Here is a 16,775-nt window from a genome sequence, read left to right as displayed (position 1 = left end):
ACCCGCTCCCGGCTTAGCCACCCGCCCCTAATCCCGAATGTAAAAGGGGAGAAGAGCCGACGTGCTTGACGTCAACTTCTTCGACGAGCTCCGCATCGGCCTCGCAACGGCCGACGACATCCGTCAGTGGTCCTTCGGCGAGGTCAAGAAGCCCGAGACCATCAACTACCGCACCCTCAAGCCCGAGAAGGACGGACTCTTCTGCGAGAAGATCTTCGGTCCGACCCGGGACTGGGAGTGCTACTGCGGCAAGTACAAGCGTGTCCGCTTCAAGGGCATCATCTGTGAGCGCTGCGGCGTCGAGGTGACCCGCGCCAAGGTGCGTCGCGAGCGGATGGGCCACATCGAACTGGCCGCGCCGGTCACGCACATCTGGTACTTCAAGGGCGTCCCGAGCCGGTTGGGCTATCTGCTCGACCTGGCCCCGAAGGACCTCGAGAAGATCATTTACTTCGCCGCCTACGTGATCACCACGGTGAACACGGAGATGCGCCACAACGACCAGGCCACGCTCGAGAACGAGATGCAGGTCGAGCGCAAGCGGGTCGAGGACAAGCGCGACGCCGACATCGAGGCCCGCGCGCAGAAGCTCGAGACCGACCTGGCCGAACTCGAGGCCGAGGGCGCCAAGAGCGACGTCCGCCGCAAGGTCAAGGAGGGCGGCGAGCGCGAGATGCGCCAGCTGCGCGACCGCGCGCAGCGGGAGATCGACCGCCTCGACGAGATCTGGGACACCTTCGTCAAGCTGGCTCCGCAGCAGCTGATCGCCGACGAGATGCTCTACCGCGAGCTCATCGACCGCTACGGCGAGTACTTCACCGGCGCCATGGGCGCGGAGTCGATCCAGAAGCTGCTGGCCAACTTCGACGTCGACGCCGAGGGCGAGAACCTCCGCGAGACCATCCGCTCGGGCAAGGGGCAGAAGAAGCTCCGCGCGCTCAAGCGCCTCAAGGTCGTCGCGGCGTTCCAGGCCACCCGCAACAACCCGCAGGGCATGGTGCTGGACTGCGTTCCGGTCATCCCGCCGGACCTGCGCCCGATGGTCCAGCTCGACGGTGGCCGCTTCGCCACCTCCGACCTGAACGACCTGTACCGCCGCGTGATCAACCGCAACAACCGCCTCAAGCGACTGATCGACCTCGGCGCGCCCGAGATCATCGTCAACAACGAGAAGCGGATGCTGCAGGAGGCCGTCGACGCGCTGTTCGACAACGGCCGCCGCGGTCGCCCGGTCACCGGGCCGGGCAACCGCCCCCTGAAGTCGCTGTCCGACCTCCTCAAGGGCAAGCAGGGCCGGTTCCGCCAGAACCTGCTCGGCAAGCGCGTCGACTACTCCGGCCGTTCGGTCATCGTGGTCGGCCCGCAGCTGAAGCTGCACCAGTGCGGTCTGCCCAAGCAGATGGCGCTGGAGCTGTTCAAGCCCTTCGTGATGAAGCGGCTGGTCGACCTCAACCACGCGCAGAACATCAAGTCCGCCAAGCGGATGGTGGAGCGCTCGCGCCCCGCCGTGTGGGACGTGCTGGAAGAGGTCATCACCGAGCACCCGGTGCTGCTCAACCGTGCTCCGACGCTGCACCGCCTGGGCATCCAGGCGTTCGAGCCGCAGCTGGTCGAGGGCAAGGCGATCCAGCTGCACCCGCTGGTCTGCGAGGCGTTCAACGCCGACTTCGACGGTGACCAGATGGCGGTCCACCTGCCGCTGTCCGCCGAGGCACAGGCCGAGGCGCGCATCCTGATGCTGTCCAGCAACAACATCCTCTCGCCCGCCTCCGGGCGGCCGCTGGCGATGCCGCGTCTGGACATGGTCACCGGCCTCTACCACCTCACCAAGAGCGTGGAGACGGCCAAGGGCGAGGGGCGCGCGTTCACCTCCCCGGCCGAGGCCATCATGGCCTTCGACCGCGGTGTGATCGACCTGCAGGCGCAGATCAAGGTCCGCCTCACCGACCAGGTGCCGCCGCGCGGCGTCCAGCCGGAGGGCTGGGAGCCCGGTCAGCCGTGGCTGGCCGAGACGACCCTGGGCCGGGTGCTGTTCAACGAGCTGCTGCCCTCGGACTACCCGTTCATCAACGAGGTGCTCCCGAAGAAGCGGCAGTCGGAGATCGTCAACGACCTCGCCGAGCGCTACCCGATGGTGACGGTCGCGCAGACGCTGGACCGGCTCAAGGACGCGGGTTTCCACTGGGCCACCCGCTCCGGTGTGACCATCGCGATCTCCGACGTCATCGTGCCGGAGGCCAAGCAGGGCATCCTGGACGAGCACGAGGACAAGGCCGCCCAGGTCGAGAAGCGCTACCAGCGCGGTCTGCTCTCCTACACCGAGCGCAACAACGAGCTGGTCAAGATCTGGACCAACGCGACCAACGAGGTCGCGGCGATCATGGAAGACGCCTTCCCGGACAACAACCCGATCAAGGTGATCGTCAAGTCCGGCGCGGCGGGCAACATGACCCAGGTCCGCTCGCTGGCCGGTATGCGTGGTCTGGTGACGAACCCGAAGGGTGAGTACATCCCTCGGCCGATCAAGAACAGCTTCCGCGAGGGGCTGTCCGTGGTCGAGTACTTCATCGCCACCCACGGTGCCCGCAAGGGCCTCGCCGACACCGCGCTGCGCACCGCCGACTCGGGTTACCTGACCCGCCGTCTGGTGGACGTCTCGCAGGACGTCATCGTGCGCGAGACCGACTGCGGCACCGAGCGCGGCATCATCATGGCGCTGACCGAGCCCGGCCCGGACGGCACCGCGATCAAGCACCGGTACGTGCAGACCAGCGTCTACGCCCGTGCCGCCTCCGAGGACATCACCGACGCCGAGGGCAACCTGCTCGTCGGCAGGGGTGGCGATCTCGGGGACCCGGCCATCGACGCGCTGTTCGCCGGTGGCGTGCACAAGGTCAAGGTCCGCAGCGTCCTGACCTGCGAGTCCAAGGTCGGCATCTGCGCGACCTGCTACGGCCGCTCGATGGCCACCGGTCAGCTGGTGGACGTCGGCGAGGCCGTCGGCATCGTGGCCGCGCAGTCGATCGGTGAGCCGGGCACGCAGCTGACGATGCGTACCTTCCACCAGGGCGGTGTTGCCGGAGACGACATCACCACCGGTCTGCCCCGTGTCACCGAGCTCTTCGAGGCCCGCGTCCCCAAGGGCAAGGCGCCGATCGCCGACACCGACGGTCGCGTGCAGATCGAAGAGGGCGACCGCTTCCGGAAGATCACCATCACCCCGGACGACGGCTCCGAGGAGATCGTCTACGAGAAGCTGTCGCGCAGGCAGTGGCTCGCGACGATCAAGGCGGACGGCTCCGAGCGTCCGCTGCAGGACGGCGACCACGTCACCGTCGGCCAGCAGCTGCTCGAAGGCGCCGTCGACCCGCACGAGGTGCTGCGCGTCATGGGCCCGCGCGAGGCCCAGCTGCACCTGGTCCGCGAGGTCCAGAAGGTGTACCGGACGCAGAGCGTGTCCATCCACGACAAGCACATCGAGGTCATCGTGCGGCAGATGCTGCGCCGCGTGACGATCATCGACTCGGGTGCCGCGGAGTTCCTCCCCGGTGCGCTGATCGAGCGGGCCGACTTCGAGGCGGAGAACCGCCGCGTCGTCGCGGAGGGCCGCGAGGCCGCCTCCGGCCGCCCGGTGCTGATGGGCATCACCAAGGCGTCGCTGGCCACCGAGTCGTGGCTGTCGGCGGCCTCCTTCCAGGAGACCACGCGAGTCCTCACCGATGCCGCGATCAACGGCAAGAGCGACAAGCTGATCGGCCTGAAGGAGAACGTGATCATCGGTAAGTTGATCCCGGCCGGTACGGGCATCAACCGCTACCGCAACATCCAGGTCCAGCCGACGGAGGAAGCGCGGGCCGCGGCCTACGCCATCCCGTCCTACGACGACGGCTACTACACGCCGGACGTCTTCGGCACCGGCACCGGTGCGGCTGTCCCGCTGGACGACTACGACTTCGGCCGCGACTTCCGCTGAAGCTCTGGTCAGTGACGAAGAGAAGCCCCTGGCACCTCGGTGCCGGGGGCTTCTCCCGTCTTCCGGTGCGGGGTACCCGGCGCGGGGGAGTGCGGGGCGCTCGCGCTGCGTGCCGGGCGCCTCGCGGTCCCTGTCGCGAAGCCGGGTTCGCGCTGGCGGGACGGGGTGGGGCGGGACGTCATCCTCGTCACACCCCCGCGTTGGGGTACCCCCGCCCGCGGGGCCCGGACCTGGCGCGATACCCTGTTCGGAGCGGCGTCAACGCTGGTTCGGCACGCCTGACCGGCTGCGTCGCGTGGATAACAGGCCCCCGTTTTGACCCGGGCGAGCACGCGAAGGTATCTTTGCTGCTCGTGCCCGACTTAGCGTCGGGCCGCTCCGTCTGCCTCTGGGCAGGTGCTGTGCACCGGACCCGGGGCGAGAGCACGGAACTCCTTCTCATCTCTGATGGGCGCTCCATGGATTTTCGTGGTCGCCAGGAGGACCCACGAGCGGGCGACACGCCCGACCTCGGGGTACGGAGGAACCCAAGTACACAGTGCCTGCGGCGCCCGGCTGGGTGCCCGAAGACGCGAACGCTACAGAAAGACGGTCCATGCCCACGATCCAGCAGCTGGTCCGCAAGGGCCGCCAGGACAAGGTCACCAAGACCAAGACCGCGGCGCTCAAGGCGTGTCCGCAGCGGCGCGGTGTGTGCACCCGCGTTTACACCACCACGCCCAAGAAGCCGAACTCCGCGCTCCGCAAGGTCGCTCGCGTGAAGCTGACCAGCGGCATCGAGGTCACCGCATACATCCCGGGTGAGGGCCACAACCTCCAGGAGCACTCGATGGTGCTCGTGCGCGGCGGTCGTGTGAAGGACCTCCCGGGCGTGCGCTACAAGATCATCCGTGGGTCTCTGGACACCCAGGGCGTCAAGAACCGTAAGCAGGCTCGCAGCCGCTACGGCGCCAAGAAGGAGAAGAGCTAATGCCTCGCAAGGGCCCCGCCCCGAAGCGGCCGCTCATCGCCGACCCCGTGTACCAGTCGCCGCTGGTCACCCAGCTGGTGAACAAGGTGCTGGTGGACGGCAAGCGGTCCATCGCCGAGCGCATCGTCTACGGCGCCCTGGAGAACTGCCGGGAGAAGAACCAGGCGGACCCGGTCGTCACGCTGAAGCGCGCGCTCGACAACGTGAAGCCGACCATCGAGGTCAAGAGCCGTCGCGTCGGTGGCGCCACCTACCAGGTGCCGATCGAGGTCAAGGCCGGTCGCTCCACCACGCTGGCGCTGCGCTGGCTGGTCAGCTACTCCCGCGCCCGCCGCGAGAAGACCATGATCGACCGCCTGGCCAACGAGCTGCTCGACGCGAGCAACGGCCTCGGCGCGAGCGTCAAGCGCCGCGAGGACACGCACAAGATGGCCGAGTCCAACAAGGCCTTCGCGCACTACCGCTGGTGAGCCTCCGGGCGCCGGGCTGACAGGTGCCTGCTCGCAGGTCGAGCGAAATCACCGCGCGGCCTGCCTGCAGGACCCTTTCAGTTCACATGTACGCCCGCCCCACCGCGCTTAAGCAAAGACGAAACGAGGACGAGACCCGTGGCACTCGACGTGCTGACTGACCTGGCCAAGGTCCGCAACATCGGGATCATGGCCCACATCGACGCGGGCAAGACCACCACGACCGAGCGGATCCTGTTCTACACCGGGATCAGCTACAAGATCGGCGAGGTGCACGACGGCGCCGCCGTGATGGACTGGATGGAGCAGGAGCAGGAGCGCGGCATCACGATCACGTCCGCCGCGACGACCTGTTTCTGGAAGAACCACCAGATCAACATCATCGACACGCCGGGTCACGTGGACTTCACCGTCGAGGTGGAGCGCAACCTGCGCGTGCTCGACGGCGCCGTCGCCGTGTTCGACGGCAAGGAAGGCGTCGAGCCGCAGTCGGAGCAGGTCTGGCGCCAGGCCGACAAGTACGACGTGCCGCGCATCTGCTTCGTCAACAAGATGGACAAGCTCGGTGCGGACTTCTACTTCACCGTGAAGACGATCATCGAGCGCCTCGGCGCCAAGCCGGTCGTCATCCAGCTCCCGATCGGCTCCGAGTCCGACTTCATCGGCCTCGTCGACCTGGTCGAGATGCGCGCGCTGACCTGGCGTGGTGAGGTCCAGAAGGGCGAGGACTACACGGTCGAGGAGATCCCGGCCGACATGGCCGACGTGGTCGCCGAGTACCGGGAGAAGCTGGTCGAGGCCGTCGCCGAGACCGACGACGAGCTCATGGAGCTCTACCTCGGTGGCGAGGAGCTGACCGTCGAGCAGCTCAAGACCGGTATCCGCAAGATCGTGGTCGACCGTTCCGGCTTCCCGGTCATGTGCGGTTCCGCGTTCAAGAACAAGGGCGTCCAGCCCATGCTCGACGCGGTCATCGACTACCTGCCGGCGCCGGGCGACCTCCCGCCGGTCGAGGGCACGCTGAAGGACGGGGAGACCCCGGCCTTCCGCAAGCCCTCCAGCGAGGAGCCCTTCGCGGCGCTGGCGTTCAAGATCGCCGCGCACCCGTTCTTCGGCAAGCTCACCTACATCCGGGTCTACTCGGGCAAGGTCGCTGCGGGCACCCAGGTCATCAACTCGACCAAGGACCGCAAGGAGCGCATCGGGAAGATCTTCCAGATGCACGCCAACAAGGAGAACCCGGTCGATGAGGCCTCGGTCGGCCACATCTACGCGGTGATCGGTCTCAAGGACACCACCACCGGTGAGACGCTCTGCGACCCGCAGGCGCCCATCGTGCTGGAGTCCATGACCTTCCCCGAGCCGGTCATCCAGGTGGCGATCGAGCCCAAGACCAAGGCCGACCAGGAGAAGCTGGGCACCGCGATCCAGAAGCTCGCCGAGGAGGACCCGACGTTCCGGGTCAACCTGGACGAGGAGACCGGGCAGACCATCATCGCCGGCATGGGCGAGCTCCACCTGGACATCCTGGTGGACCGCATGCGCCGCGAGTTCAAGGTCGAGGCCAACATCGGTAAGCCCCAGGTGGCCTACCGCGAGTCCATCCGCCGCAAGGTGGACAAGCACGAGTACACGCACAAGAAGCAGACCGGTGGCTCCGGTCAGTTCGCGCGGGTCATCATCGCGCTGGAGCCGCTGGAGTCCGAGGACGGTGCGACGTACGAGTTCGCGAACAAGGTTTCCGGTGGTCGCATCCCGCGGGAGTACATCCCGTCGGTCGACGCCGGTGCCCAGGACGCCATGCAGTACGGCGTGCTCGCCGGCTACCCGCTGGTGGGCTTGAAGGTCAGCCTGCTGGATGGCGCCTACCACGAGGTTGACTCCTCGGAAATGGCGTTCAAGATCGCCGGATCGATGGCCCTCAAGGAGGCCGCCCGCAAGGCCGATCCGGTGATCCTGGAGCCGATGATGGCCGTTGAGGTCACCACGCCCGAGGACTACATGGGCGACGTCATCGGTGACCTTAACTCTCGTCGTGGGCAGATCCAGTCCATGGACGAGCGCAGTGGCTCTCGCGTCGTCAAGGCGCTCGTGCCGCTGTCGGAGATGTTCGGTTACGTCGGTGACCTGCGGTCCAGGACCCAGGGACGTGCGAACTACTCGATGCAGTTCGACTCCTACGCCGAGGTTCCCGCGAGCGTGGCGAAGGAGATCATCGCGAAGGCGACGGGCGAATAAGCCCCGAGCAACGCACATTCGGCGCGCGCGGGGGCTCCGGTCCCCGCGGCGCACCGACCCTGACAGGGACGCCGATCGATCGGCGAACACTCAAGAACTAAGTCCAGGAGGACAATCCAGTGGCGAAGGCGAAGTTCGAGCGGACCAAGCCGCACGTCAACATCGGAACCATCGGTCACATCGACCACGGAAAGACGACGCTGACCGCGGCGATTTCCAAGGTTCTGCACGACGCGTTCCCGGACCTGAACCCCTTCACGCCGTTCGACGAGATCGACAAGGCGCCGGAGGAGAAGGCCCGCGGTATCACCATCTCGATCGCCCACATCGAGTACCAGACGGAGAACCGTCACTACGCGCACGTTGACTGCCCCGGTCACGCCGACTACATCAAGAACATGATCACCGGTGCCGCGCAGATGGACGGCGCGATCCTGGTGGTCGCGGCGACCGACGGTCCGATGCCGCAGACCCGTGAGCACGTGCTGCTCGCCCGCCAGGTCGGCGTGCCCTACATCGTGGTGGCGCTGAACAAGTCCGACATGGTGGACGACGAGGAGATCCTGGAGCTCGTCGAGCTCGAGGTCCGCGAGCTGCTGTCCTCGCAGGAGTACCCGGGCGACGACCTCCCCGTCGTGCGCGTCTCGGCGCTGAAGGCGCTCGAGGGCGACAAGGAGTGGGGCGGCAAGCTGCTCGAGCTCATGGCGGCCGTGGACGAGAACATCCCCGAGCCGGTTCGCGACGTCGAGAAGACCTTCCTCATGCCCGTTGAGGACGTCTTCACGATCACCGGTCGTGGCACGGTCGTCACCGGCCGCATCGAGCGTGGCGTCGTCAACGTCAACGAGGAGGTCGAGATCATCGGCATCCGCGAGAAGTCGATGAAGACCACCGTCACCGGCGTCGAGATGTTCCGCAAGCTGCTCGACCAGGGCCAGGCGGGCGACAACGTGGGCCTGCTGGTCCGCGGCATCAAGCGCGAGGACGTCGAGCGCGGCATGGTGCTGTGCAAGCCGGGCAGCGTCACCCCGCACACCGAGTTCGAGGGCCAGGCGTACATCCTGTCCAAGGACGAGGGTGGCCGTCACACGCCGTTCTTCAACAACTACCGTCCGCAGTTCTACTTCCGGACGACTGACGTGACCGGCGTCGTGACCCTCCCCGAGGGCACCGAGATGGTCATGCCCGGCGACAACACCGTCATGTCGGTTCAGCTGATCCAGCCGATCGCCATGGAGGAGGGCCTGAAGTTCGCCATCCGCGAGGGTGGTCGGACCGTCGGTGCCGGCCAGGTCACCAAGGTCATCAAGTAGTACCCGGTGGGGGAGGTCCCAGTGACCTCCCCCACGGCGTTCGCCAGAACGCCTGCCCCGATTTGGAAGCCCACGTCCGCGTGTGGCATCCTGTTTGGGTTGCTCGGCGAGGCGGTCGGGGACATCTGCGATCCGGCCGCCTCCGCACGAGCGCCTAGCGCCCTGGTTCTCCTGGTACGACGAGGAGCGGGGGGCGCTAAGGCCGAAGGGCCACCCCCACAGACGTTGTCAGTGGGGCCGATCCATGCTCACGGGCGCAACACGCCCGACCGCGTGGACCGGGCACCGTGACACCTGAACAGGGGCGCCACCCGCGGCCTGATGCCTCCCGGGCGAGATGAGTCCAGGGCAGATGGGCAACGAGGAACCCGCAGCAGCGGTACGAGAAGACGAGGAACGGCAAGCCATCATGGCGGGACAAAAGATCCGCATTCGGCTCAAGGCCTACGACCACGAGGCGATCGACGCGTCCGCGCGCAAGATCGTCGAGACCGTGACGCGCACCGGCGCTCGGGTTGTCGGGCCGGTGCCGCTGCCCACTGAGAAGAACGTTTACTGCGTCATCCGATCGCCGCACAAGTACAAGGACTCGCGCGAGCACTTCGAGATGCGTACGCACAAGCGTCTGATCGACATCCTCGACCCCACGCCGAAGACGGTGGACGCGCTCATGCGCATCGACCTGCCGGCCAGCGTCGACGTCAACATTCAGTGAGCTAGGCGCGGCGGAGAGTAACGAGACCCATGTCTGACAAGCAGGTTAAGGGGATCCTGGGCACCAAGCTCGGTATGACCCAGGTCTTCGACGAGAACAACCGGGTTGTCCCGGTGACCGTCGTGAAGGCCGGGCCGTGCATGGTTACCCAGGTCCGCACCGATGAGAAAGACGGCTACAAGGCCGTGCAGCTCGCCTTCGGCGCTATTGACCCCCGCAAGGTCAACAAGCCCCGTGGCGGCCACTTCACCAAGGCGGGCGTGACCCCGCGCCGCCACCTGGTGGAGCTGCGCACGGCCGACGCCGACACCTACGAGGTCGGCCAGGAGCTGACCGCCGAGGTCTTCGAGACCGGCGCGGTCGTCGACGTGGTCGGCACCAGCAAGGGCAAGGGCTTCGCGGGCGTCATGAAGCGGCACGGCTTCTCGGGCCTCGGCGCGAGCCACGGTGCCGAGAAGGTGCACCGCTCGCCCGGCTCGATCGGTGGCTGCGCCACCCCGGGCCGCGTGTTCAAGGGCGTCCGCATGGCCGGCCGGATGGGCCACGTGCGGGTGACCACCCAGAACGTGACCGTGCACAAGGTCGACTCCGAAGCCGGGCTGCTGCTCATCAAGGGCGCCGTTCCCGGTCCCAAGGGCGGCCTGGTGTTCGTCAAGAGCGCCGCGAAGGGTGGTGCGTGATGAGCAAGACCCTCGACGTCCGTACCCCGGACGGCAAGACCGACGGCACCGTCGAGCTCCCCGCTGAGATCTTCGACGTGCAGGCGAACATCGCGCTGATGCACCAGGTCGTCGTCGCTCAGCAGGCCGCGGCCCGTCAGGGCACCCACGCCACCAAGACCCGGGGCGATGTCTCCGGTGGTGGCAAGAAGCCGTACCGGCAGAAGGGCACCGGCCGCGCCCGTCAGGGCTCGACCCGCGCGCCGCACTTCTCCGGTGGTGGTGCCTCGCACGGCCCGCAGCCGCGTGACTACGACCAGCGGACCCCCAAGAAGATGAAGGCCGCCGCCCTGCGCGGTGCCCTCTCCGACCGGGCCCGCAACGACAAGGTGCACGTGTTCACCGGCATCGTCGCCGCCGACGCCCCCTCCACCAAGGACGCGAAGAAGGTCCTGGCCCTGGCCAGCACCTCCAAGAAGATCCTTGTCGTGGTCGGGCGTGGCGATGACGCCGCCTGGCTGAGCCTGCGCAACCTGCCCAACGTGCACGCCATCGCGCCCGACCAGCTCAACACCTACGACGTGCTGGTCAACGACGACGTGCTGTTCACCAAGGACGCGTTCGACGTCTTCGTCGCCGGCCCGATCAAGGGCAAGTCGGCAACGGCGGTCGCGCGCTCCAGTGAGCTCGAGGAGGTCGCGAAGTGATCCCCGACCCGCGCGACATCCTCGTCGCACCGGTGATCTCCGAGAAGTCCTACGGACTGCTCGAGGAGAACAAGTACACGTTCTTGGTGCGTCCGGACGCCAACAAGACCGAGATCAAGATCGCGGTCGAGAAGGTCTTCGGCGTCAAGGTCGTCAGCGTCAACACGTTGAACCGCCAGGGAAAGCGCAAGCGGACCCGCACCGGTTTTGGCAAGCGCAAGGACACCAAGCGCGCCATCGTGACGCTGTCCGCCGAGAGCAAGCCGATCGAGATCTTCGGCGGCCCGGCCGCCTGATGAACGAGGACTGCTGACGAGATGGGCATTCGCAAGTACAAGCCGACGACGCCTGGCCGTCGAGGCTCCAGCGTGTCCGACTTCGCCGAGATCACTCGGTCGACGCCGGAGAAGTCGCTGATCCGCCCGCTGCACGGCACTGGTGGCCGCAACGCGTCGGGCAAGATCACTACGCGGCACAAGGGTGGTGGCCACAAGCGTGCCTACCGTCTGATCGACTTCCGTCGATTCGACAAGGACGGCATCCCGGCCAAGGTCGCTCACATCGAGTACGACCCCAACCGCACCGCCCGCATCGCCCTGCTGCACTACGTCGACGGCGAGAAGCGCTACATCGTGGCGCCGGGCAAGCTTCGCCAGGGCGACATGGTGGAGAACGGCCCCAAGGCCGACATCAAGCCGGGCAACAACCTGCCGCTGCGCAACATCCCGGTCGGCACCGTGGTGCACGCCATCGAGCTCCGCCCCGGCGGCGGCGCGAAGATGGCGCGTTCGGCGGGCGCCAGCGTTCAGCTGGTCGCCAAGGACGGTCCCTACGCGCAGCTCCGGCTGCCGTCGGGCGAGATCCGCAACGTCGACGTGCGCTGCCGCGCGACCATTGGCGAGGTCGGAAACTCCGAGCACGCCAACATCAACTGGGGCAAGGCCGGCCGCATGAGGTGGAAGGGCAAGCGCCCGACCGTCCGTGGTGTCGCCATGAACCCCGTCGACCACCCGCACGGTGGTGGTGAGGGTAAGACCTCCGGTGGTCGCCACCCGGTCAACCCCGCCGGTAAGCCCGAGGGGCGTACCCGTCGGAGCAAGCCCAGCGACAAGCTCATCGTCCGGCGTCGTCGCACCGGTAAGAAGCGCTGAGCAGGGAGGGAGTGAAGGATGCCACGCAGCCTGAAGAAGGGCCCCTTCGTTGACGACCACCTGCTCAAGAAGGTGGACGCGCTCAACGAGGCGAGCAAGAAGACGGTGATCAAGACCTGGTCCCGTCGTTCGACGATCATTCCAGACATGTTGGGGCACACCATCGCGGTGCACGACGGCCGCAAGCACGTTCCGGTGTTCGTCTCCGAGGCCATGGTGGGGCACAAGTTGGGCGAGTTCGCCCCGACGCGCACCTTCAAGGGCCACATCAAGGACGACCGCAAGTCGCGTCGCCGCTAGGCCAGTGACCGAACGCAGAGCAAGGGGTAGCAGCAATGGGTAACGATGCCGCTAGCGCGGAGGAATTCCCGCGCGCCGTGGCGCGGGCCCGCTACGTCCACATGTCGCCGATGAAGGTCCGGCGTGTGGTCGAGCTGATCAGGGGCCGTAACGCCCAGGAGGCCCTGGCAGTGCTCCAGTTCGCGCCGCAGGCCGCCAGCGGTCCGGTGTCGAAGGTGCTTGCCAGTGCCATGGCCAACGCCGAGAACAACCTCGACCTCGACCCTGACACCCTCTGGGTGAGCACGGTGTACGTGGACGAGGGCCCGACGGCCAAGCGGATCCGTCCGCGGGCTCAGGGCCGTGCGTACCGAATTCGGAAGCGCACCAGCCACATCACCGTCGAGGTCGAGTCGCGTCCGAAGGCCGTCAAGGCCGCCTCGGGCCGCAAGACCAGCGCGAAGGGGAGTGCCCGGTAGTGGGTCAGAAAATCAACCCGCACGGCTTCCGGCTGGGGATCACCACTGACTGGAAGTCCCGCTGGTATGCCGACAAGCAGTACGCGGAGTACGTGGCGGAGGACGTCAAGATCCGCCGCCTGCTCTCCAAGGGCATGGAGCGTGCCGGTATCGCCAAGGTGGAGATCGAGCGGACCCGTGACCGGGTTCGCGTCGACATCCACACCGCCCGGCCGGGCATCGTCATCGGCCGTCGCGGCGCGGAGGCCGACCGCATCCGGTCCGAGCTGGAGAAGCTGACCAAGAAGCAGGTCCAGCTGAACATCCTCGAGGTCAAGAACCCCGAGGCCGACGCCCAGCTCGTCGCCCAGGTCGTCGCGGAGCAGCTGTCCAACCGCGTGTCCTTCCGTCGTGCGATGCGCAAGGGGATTCAGTCCTCCATGCGTTCCCCGCAGGTCAAGGGCATCCGGGTGCAGTGCTCGGGCCGTCTCGGCGGCGCCGAGATGTCCCGCTCGGAGTTCTACCGCGAGGGTCGCGTTCCGCTGCACACGCTGCGCGCGGACGTGGACTACGGCCTGTTCGAGGCCCGCACCACCTTCGGCCGCATCGGCGTGAAGGTGTGGATCTACAAGGGTGACGTCGTCGGCGGCCGCAGGCCGAGCGAGAACGTCGCCCCCGAGTCCCGCGCGCCGCGTCGTGAGCGTCCGGCCCGTCGTCGCTCCGGTGCTTCCGGCACCACGCCGACGAGCACCGAGGCCGGGCGTGCCGCGGCCGAGGCTCCGGCCGAGGCCAAGGCGTCCGCCGCGACCGAGTCGACCGCGCCGGTGAACAACGGCAGCGCGGCCGAGAAGAGTGAGGGCTGAGACGTGCTCATCCCACGCAAGGTCAAGCACCGCAAGCAGCACCACCCGAGTCGCTCGGGCGCTGCCAAGGGTGGCACCAAGGTGGTCTTCGGCGAGTTCGGCATCCAGGCTCTGGAGCCGGCCTACGTCACCAACCGGCAGATCGAGTCCGCGCGTATCGCCATCACCCGGCACATCCGCCGTGGTGGCAAGGTGTGGATCAACATCTTCCCGGACCGCCCGCTCACCAAGAAGCCTGCCGAGACCCGCATGGGTTCCGGTAAGGGTTCGCCCGAGTACTGGGTGGCCAACGTCAAGCCCGGTCGGGTCATGTTCGAGATGAACTACCCGAACGAGGCCACGGCTCGCGAGGCCCTGCGCCGCGCGATCCACAAGCTTCCGATGAAGTGCCGCATCGTCACGCGAGAGGGTGGTGAGTTCTGATGGCAGCGGCGACCACCGCTTCCGAGCTGCGTGAGCTCACCGACGAGGAGCTCGTGCTGCGTCTGAGGGAAGCCAAGGAGGAGCTGTTCAACCTCCGCTTCCAGATGGCTACCGGCCAGCTCGACAACAACCGTCGGCTTCGCGCCATCCGCCACGACATCGCCCGGATCTACACCGTCATGCGCGAGCGCGAGCTCGGCCTGTCGGTCTCCCCGGACGGGACCTCTCAGGATGAGGGTGCGGCATGAGCGACGAGAAGAGCACCGTGCGTAACAACCGTAAGGTCCGCGAGGGCTACGTGGTCTCGGACAAGATGGACAAGACCATCGTCGTCTCGCTCGAGGACCGCAAGAAGCACCCGCGCTACTCCAAGGTCCTGCGCTCCACCACCAAGGTGAAGGCGCACGACGAGGAGAACACCGCCGGCGTCGGCGACCGCGTCCTCCTCATGGAGACCCGGCCGCTGTCGGCGACCAAGCGCTGGCGCCTCATGGAGATCCTCGAGAAGGCCAAGTAGATTCCCCAGGCCCCGCACCCGAATCCCGGGTGCGGGGCACTGGTCGGACATCAGACCGCGTGCATCAGGTCGGAAATCTGGTGTGCCACACAGGGTCAGGGAGTAAAGAGAAGTGATCCAGCAGGAGTCGCGACTGCGCGTCGCCGACAACACGGGTGCGAAGGAAATCCTCTGCATCCGCGTTCTCGGTGGCTCCGGTCGCCGCTACGCCGGCATCGGCGACGTCATCGTCGCCACCGTCAAGGACGCGATGCCCGGCGCAGGCGTGAAGAAGGGCGATGTGGTCAAGGCCGTCATCGTCCGCACCCTCAAGGAGCGCCGTCGTCCGGATGGTTCCTACATCCGCTTCGACGAGAACGCCGCCGTTCTGATCAAGAACGACACCGAGCCGCGCGGTACCCGCATCTTCGGGCCGGTCGGCCGTGAGCTTCGCGACAAGAAGTTCATGAAGATCATCTCGCTCGCACCGGAGGTGCTCTGACCATGAAGGTGAAGAAGGGCGACACGGTCGTCGTCATCGCCGGCAAGGACAAGGGCGCCAAGGGCAAGGTCATCCAGGCCTACCCGGACCGCAACCGCGTCCTGGTCGAGGGTGTCAACCGGATCAAGAAGCACACCAAGGTCTCGCAGACCCAGCGTGGCGCCTCCTCCGGCGGCATCGTCACCCAGGAAGCCCCGATCCACGTGAGCAACGTGATGGTCGTCGACGCGGACGGCAAGCCGACCCGCATCGGCAGCCGCACGACCGACGAGGGTCGCCGCGTGCGCGTGTCGCGCCGGAACGGTAAGGACATCTGAGCATGACCACCACCGAGAAGACTCTGCCGCGCCTGAAGTCCCGGTACCGCGAGGAGATCGTCGCCAAGCTCAAGAGCGACTTCTCCTACAGCAACCCGATGCAGGTCCCCGGCATCGTGAAGATCGTCGTGAACATGGGCGTCGGCGACGCCGCCCGTGACGGCAAGCTGATCGAGGGCGCGGTCCGCGACCTGTCCACGATCACCGGCCAGCGTCCCGAGGTCCGCAAGGCCCGCAAGTCCATCGCGCAGTTCAAGCTCCGCGAGGGCATGCCGATCGGTGCGCGCGCTACCCTGCGTGGCGACCGCATGTGGGAGTTCCTGGACCGGCTGCTGACCATCGCGCTGCCGCGTATCCGCGACTTCCGCGGTCTGTCGCCGAAGCAGTTCGACGGCAACGGCAACTACACCTTTGGTCTGAACGAGCAGTCGATGTTCCACGAGATCGACCCCGACTCGATCGACCGCCAGCGTGGCATGGACATCACCGTCGTCACGACTGCCCAGACCGACGAGGAGGGCCGGGCGCTGCTGAAGCACCTGGGCTTCCCGTTCAAGGAGAGCTGACGATGGCCAAGAAGGCTCTGATCAACAAGGCCGCGCGCAAGCCGAAGTTCAAGGTTCGCGGCTACACCCGCTGCAACCGCTGCGGCCGTCCGCACTCGGTCTTCCGCAAGTTCGGTCTGTGCCGTATCTGCCTCCGGCAGATGGCGCACCGCGGCGAGCTGCCCGGTGTGAGCAAGTCCAGCTGGTAAGTCCGGCTCCTCGCTCACGCCTCACTGATTCCCACTTCGCCACAGGCCCGGACCGGGAACCGGGGCGAGAAAGGTTGACAAGGTCACCATGACGATGACCGACCCGATCGCAGACATGCTCACTCGTCTGCGCAACGCGAACTCGGCCTATCACGACGAGGTCGTGATGCCGCACTCCAAGCTCAAGGCCAGCATCGCTGAGATCCTGCAGCGTGAGGGCTACATCGCCGGCTTCCGCGATGAGCAGGGTGAGAAGTGCAAGAACCTGATCGTCACGCTGAAGTACGGCCCGAACCGTGAGCGCAGCATCGCTGGTGTGCGCCGGGTGTCCAAGCCGGGTCTTCGCGTTTACGCCAAGTCCACCAACCTGCCCAAGGTTCTCGGTGGCCTCGGCGTCGCGATCATTTCCACGTCGTCCGGTCTGCTGACCGACCGACAGGCCACCAAGCAGGCAGTGGGCGGGGAAGTCCTCGCCTACGTCTGGTAG

Annotated in this window: 21 protein-coding genes; all 21 read left to right on the top strand. The window is 66.8% G+C overall.

What is annotated here, in order from left to right; translation table 11 throughout:
• Positions 1-61: 61 nt before the first annotated feature.
• A complete protein-coding gene (locus CCN37_RS30500) occupies positions 62-3,973 on the top strand; it encodes a DNA-directed RNA polymerase subunit beta' (protein ID WP_086827472.1) in 3,912 nt (1,303 codons plus the stop codon).
• A gap of 595 nt (positions 3,974-4,568) precedes the next feature.
• Positions 4,569-4,943: a 30S ribosomal protein S12 gene (rpsL, locus tag CCN37_RS30495; protein ID WP_030427388.1), complete on the top strand. Its 375-nt coding sequence runs from the start codon at positions 4,569-4,571 to the stop codon at positions 4,941-4,943.
• On the top strand, positions 4,943-5,413 hold the full coding sequence (gene rpsG, locus CCN37_RS30490) for a 30S ribosomal protein S7 (RefSeq protein WP_086827470.1): 471 nt from the start codon (positions 4,943-4,945) through the stop codon (positions 5,411-5,413). Before rpsL ends, rpsG begins: the two co-directional genes overlap by 1 nt.
• A gap of 138 nt (positions 5,414-5,551) precedes the next feature.
• Entirely contained in the window at positions 5,552-7,651 is a 2,100-nt protein-coding gene (fusA, locus tag CCN37_RS30485) for an elongation factor G (RefSeq protein WP_086827468.1), read from the top strand.
• Positions 7,652-7,770: 119 nt separating this feature from the next.
• The gene (tuf, locus tag CCN37_RS30480; RefSeq protein WP_086827466.1) at positions 7,771-8,964 is read left to right on the top strand and encodes an elongation factor Tu; all 1,194 of its coding nucleotides are present in this window, start codon (positions 7,771-7,773) and stop codon (positions 8,962-8,964) included.
• Between the two features lie 409 nt (positions 8,965-9,373).
• Positions 9,374-9,679 (top strand): 30S ribosomal protein S10, encoded by a 306-nt coding sequence (gene rpsJ, locus CCN37_RS30475; RefSeq protein ID WP_003938093.1) that lies wholly within the window; start codon positions 9,374-9,376, stop codon positions 9,677-9,679.
• 29 nt (positions 9,680-9,708) lie between these two features.
• Positions 9,709-10,359, top strand: coding sequence for a 50S ribosomal protein L3 (gene rplC / locus CCN37_RS30470; protein WP_086827464.1), 651 nt, complete (start codon positions 9,709-9,711; stop codon positions 10,357-10,359).
• Positions 10,359-11,045 (top strand): 50S ribosomal protein L4, encoded by a 687-nt coding sequence (rplD, locus tag CCN37_RS30465; protein ID WP_086827462.1) that lies wholly within the window; start codon positions 10,359-10,361, stop codon positions 11,043-11,045. The genes rplC and rplD overlap by 1 nt, the downstream gene beginning before the upstream one ends.
• On the top strand, positions 11,042-11,341 hold the full coding sequence (rplW, locus tag CCN37_RS30460; protein WP_030427394.1) for a 50S ribosomal protein L23: 300 nt from the start codon (positions 11,042-11,044) through the stop codon (positions 11,339-11,341). Before rplD ends, rplW begins: the two co-directional genes overlap by 4 nt.
• Before the next feature lie 21 nt (positions 11,342-11,362).
• Entirely contained in the window at positions 11,363-12,196 is an 834-nt protein-coding gene (rplB, locus tag CCN37_RS30455; protein ID WP_086827460.1) for a 50S ribosomal protein L2, read from the top strand.
• Between the two features lie 18 nt (positions 12,197-12,214).
• Complete coding sequence (rpsS, locus tag CCN37_RS30450; protein WP_086827458.1) at positions 12,215-12,496, top strand: 30S ribosomal protein S19; 282 nt, start codon at positions 12,215-12,217, stop codon at positions 12,494-12,496.
• 35 nt (positions 12,497-12,531) lie between these two features.
• Positions 12,532-12,954 carry a 50S ribosomal protein L22 gene (gene rplV, locus CCN37_RS30445; RefSeq protein WP_086827456.1) on the top strand — a complete coding sequence of 141 codons (423 nt, stop codon included), beginning with the start codon at positions 12,532-12,534 and terminating at the stop codon, positions 12,952-12,954.
• Entirely contained in the window at positions 12,954-13,796 is an 843-nt protein-coding gene (gene rpsC, locus CCN37_RS30440; protein ID WP_086827454.1) for a 30S ribosomal protein S3, read from the top strand. The genes rplV and rpsC overlap by 1 nt, the downstream gene beginning before the upstream one ends.
• A 3-nt stretch (positions 13,797-13,799) precedes the next feature.
• Complete coding sequence (gene rplP / locus CCN37_RS30435) at positions 13,800-14,219, top strand: 50S ribosomal protein L16 (RefSeq protein WP_030427398.1); 420 nt, start codon at positions 13,800-13,802, stop codon at positions 14,217-14,219.
• Complete coding sequence (rpmC, locus tag CCN37_RS30430) at positions 14,219-14,467, top strand: 50S ribosomal protein L29 (protein WP_030427399.1); 249 nt, start codon at positions 14,219-14,221, stop codon at positions 14,465-14,467. The genes rplP and rpmC overlap by 1 nt, the downstream gene beginning before the upstream one ends.
• A complete protein-coding gene (gene rpsQ, locus CCN37_RS30425; RefSeq protein ID WP_086827452.1) occupies positions 14,464-14,736 on the top strand; it encodes a 30S ribosomal protein S17 in 273 nt (90 codons plus the stop codon). Before rpmC ends, rpsQ begins: the two co-directional genes overlap by 4 nt.
• A 112-nt stretch (positions 14,737-14,848) precedes the next feature.
• Positions 14,849-15,217, top strand: a complete 369-nt coding sequence (gene rplN / locus CCN37_RS30420; protein WP_086827450.1) for a 50S ribosomal protein L14 — start codon at positions 14,849-14,851, stop codon at positions 15,215-15,217.
• 2 nt (positions 15,218-15,219) lie between these two features.
• Positions 15,220-15,534 (top strand): 50S ribosomal protein L24, encoded by a 315-nt coding sequence (gene rplX / locus CCN37_RS30415; RefSeq protein WP_086827448.1) that lies wholly within the window; start codon positions 15,220-15,222, stop codon positions 15,532-15,534.
• A 2-nt stretch (positions 15,535-15,536) separates the two neighbouring features.
• Positions 15,537-16,100, top strand: a complete 564-nt coding sequence (gene rplE / locus CCN37_RS30410) for a 50S ribosomal protein L5 (RefSeq protein WP_030427403.1) — start codon at positions 15,537-15,539, stop codon at positions 16,098-16,100.
• A 2-nt stretch (positions 16,101-16,102) separates the two neighbouring features.
• Positions 16,103-16,288: a type Z 30S ribosomal protein S14 gene (locus tag CCN37_RS30405; RefSeq protein ID WP_086827446.1), complete on the top strand. Its 186-nt coding sequence runs from the start codon at positions 16,103-16,105 to the stop codon at positions 16,286-16,288.
• An 88-nt stretch (positions 16,289-16,376) separates the two neighbouring features.
• On the top strand, positions 16,377-16,775 hold the full coding sequence (rpsH, locus tag CCN37_RS30400; RefSeq protein WP_030427405.1) for a 30S ribosomal protein S8: 399 nt from the start codon (positions 16,377-16,379) through the stop codon (positions 16,773-16,775).

The organism is Allokutzneria sp. NRRL B-24872, assembly GCF_002155965.1.
Taxonomy (GTDB): domain Bacteria; phylum Actinomycetota; class Actinomycetes; order Mycobacteriales; family Pseudonocardiaceae; genus Allokutzneria.
This window is presented reverse-complemented; position numbering and strand designations above follow the sequence as displayed.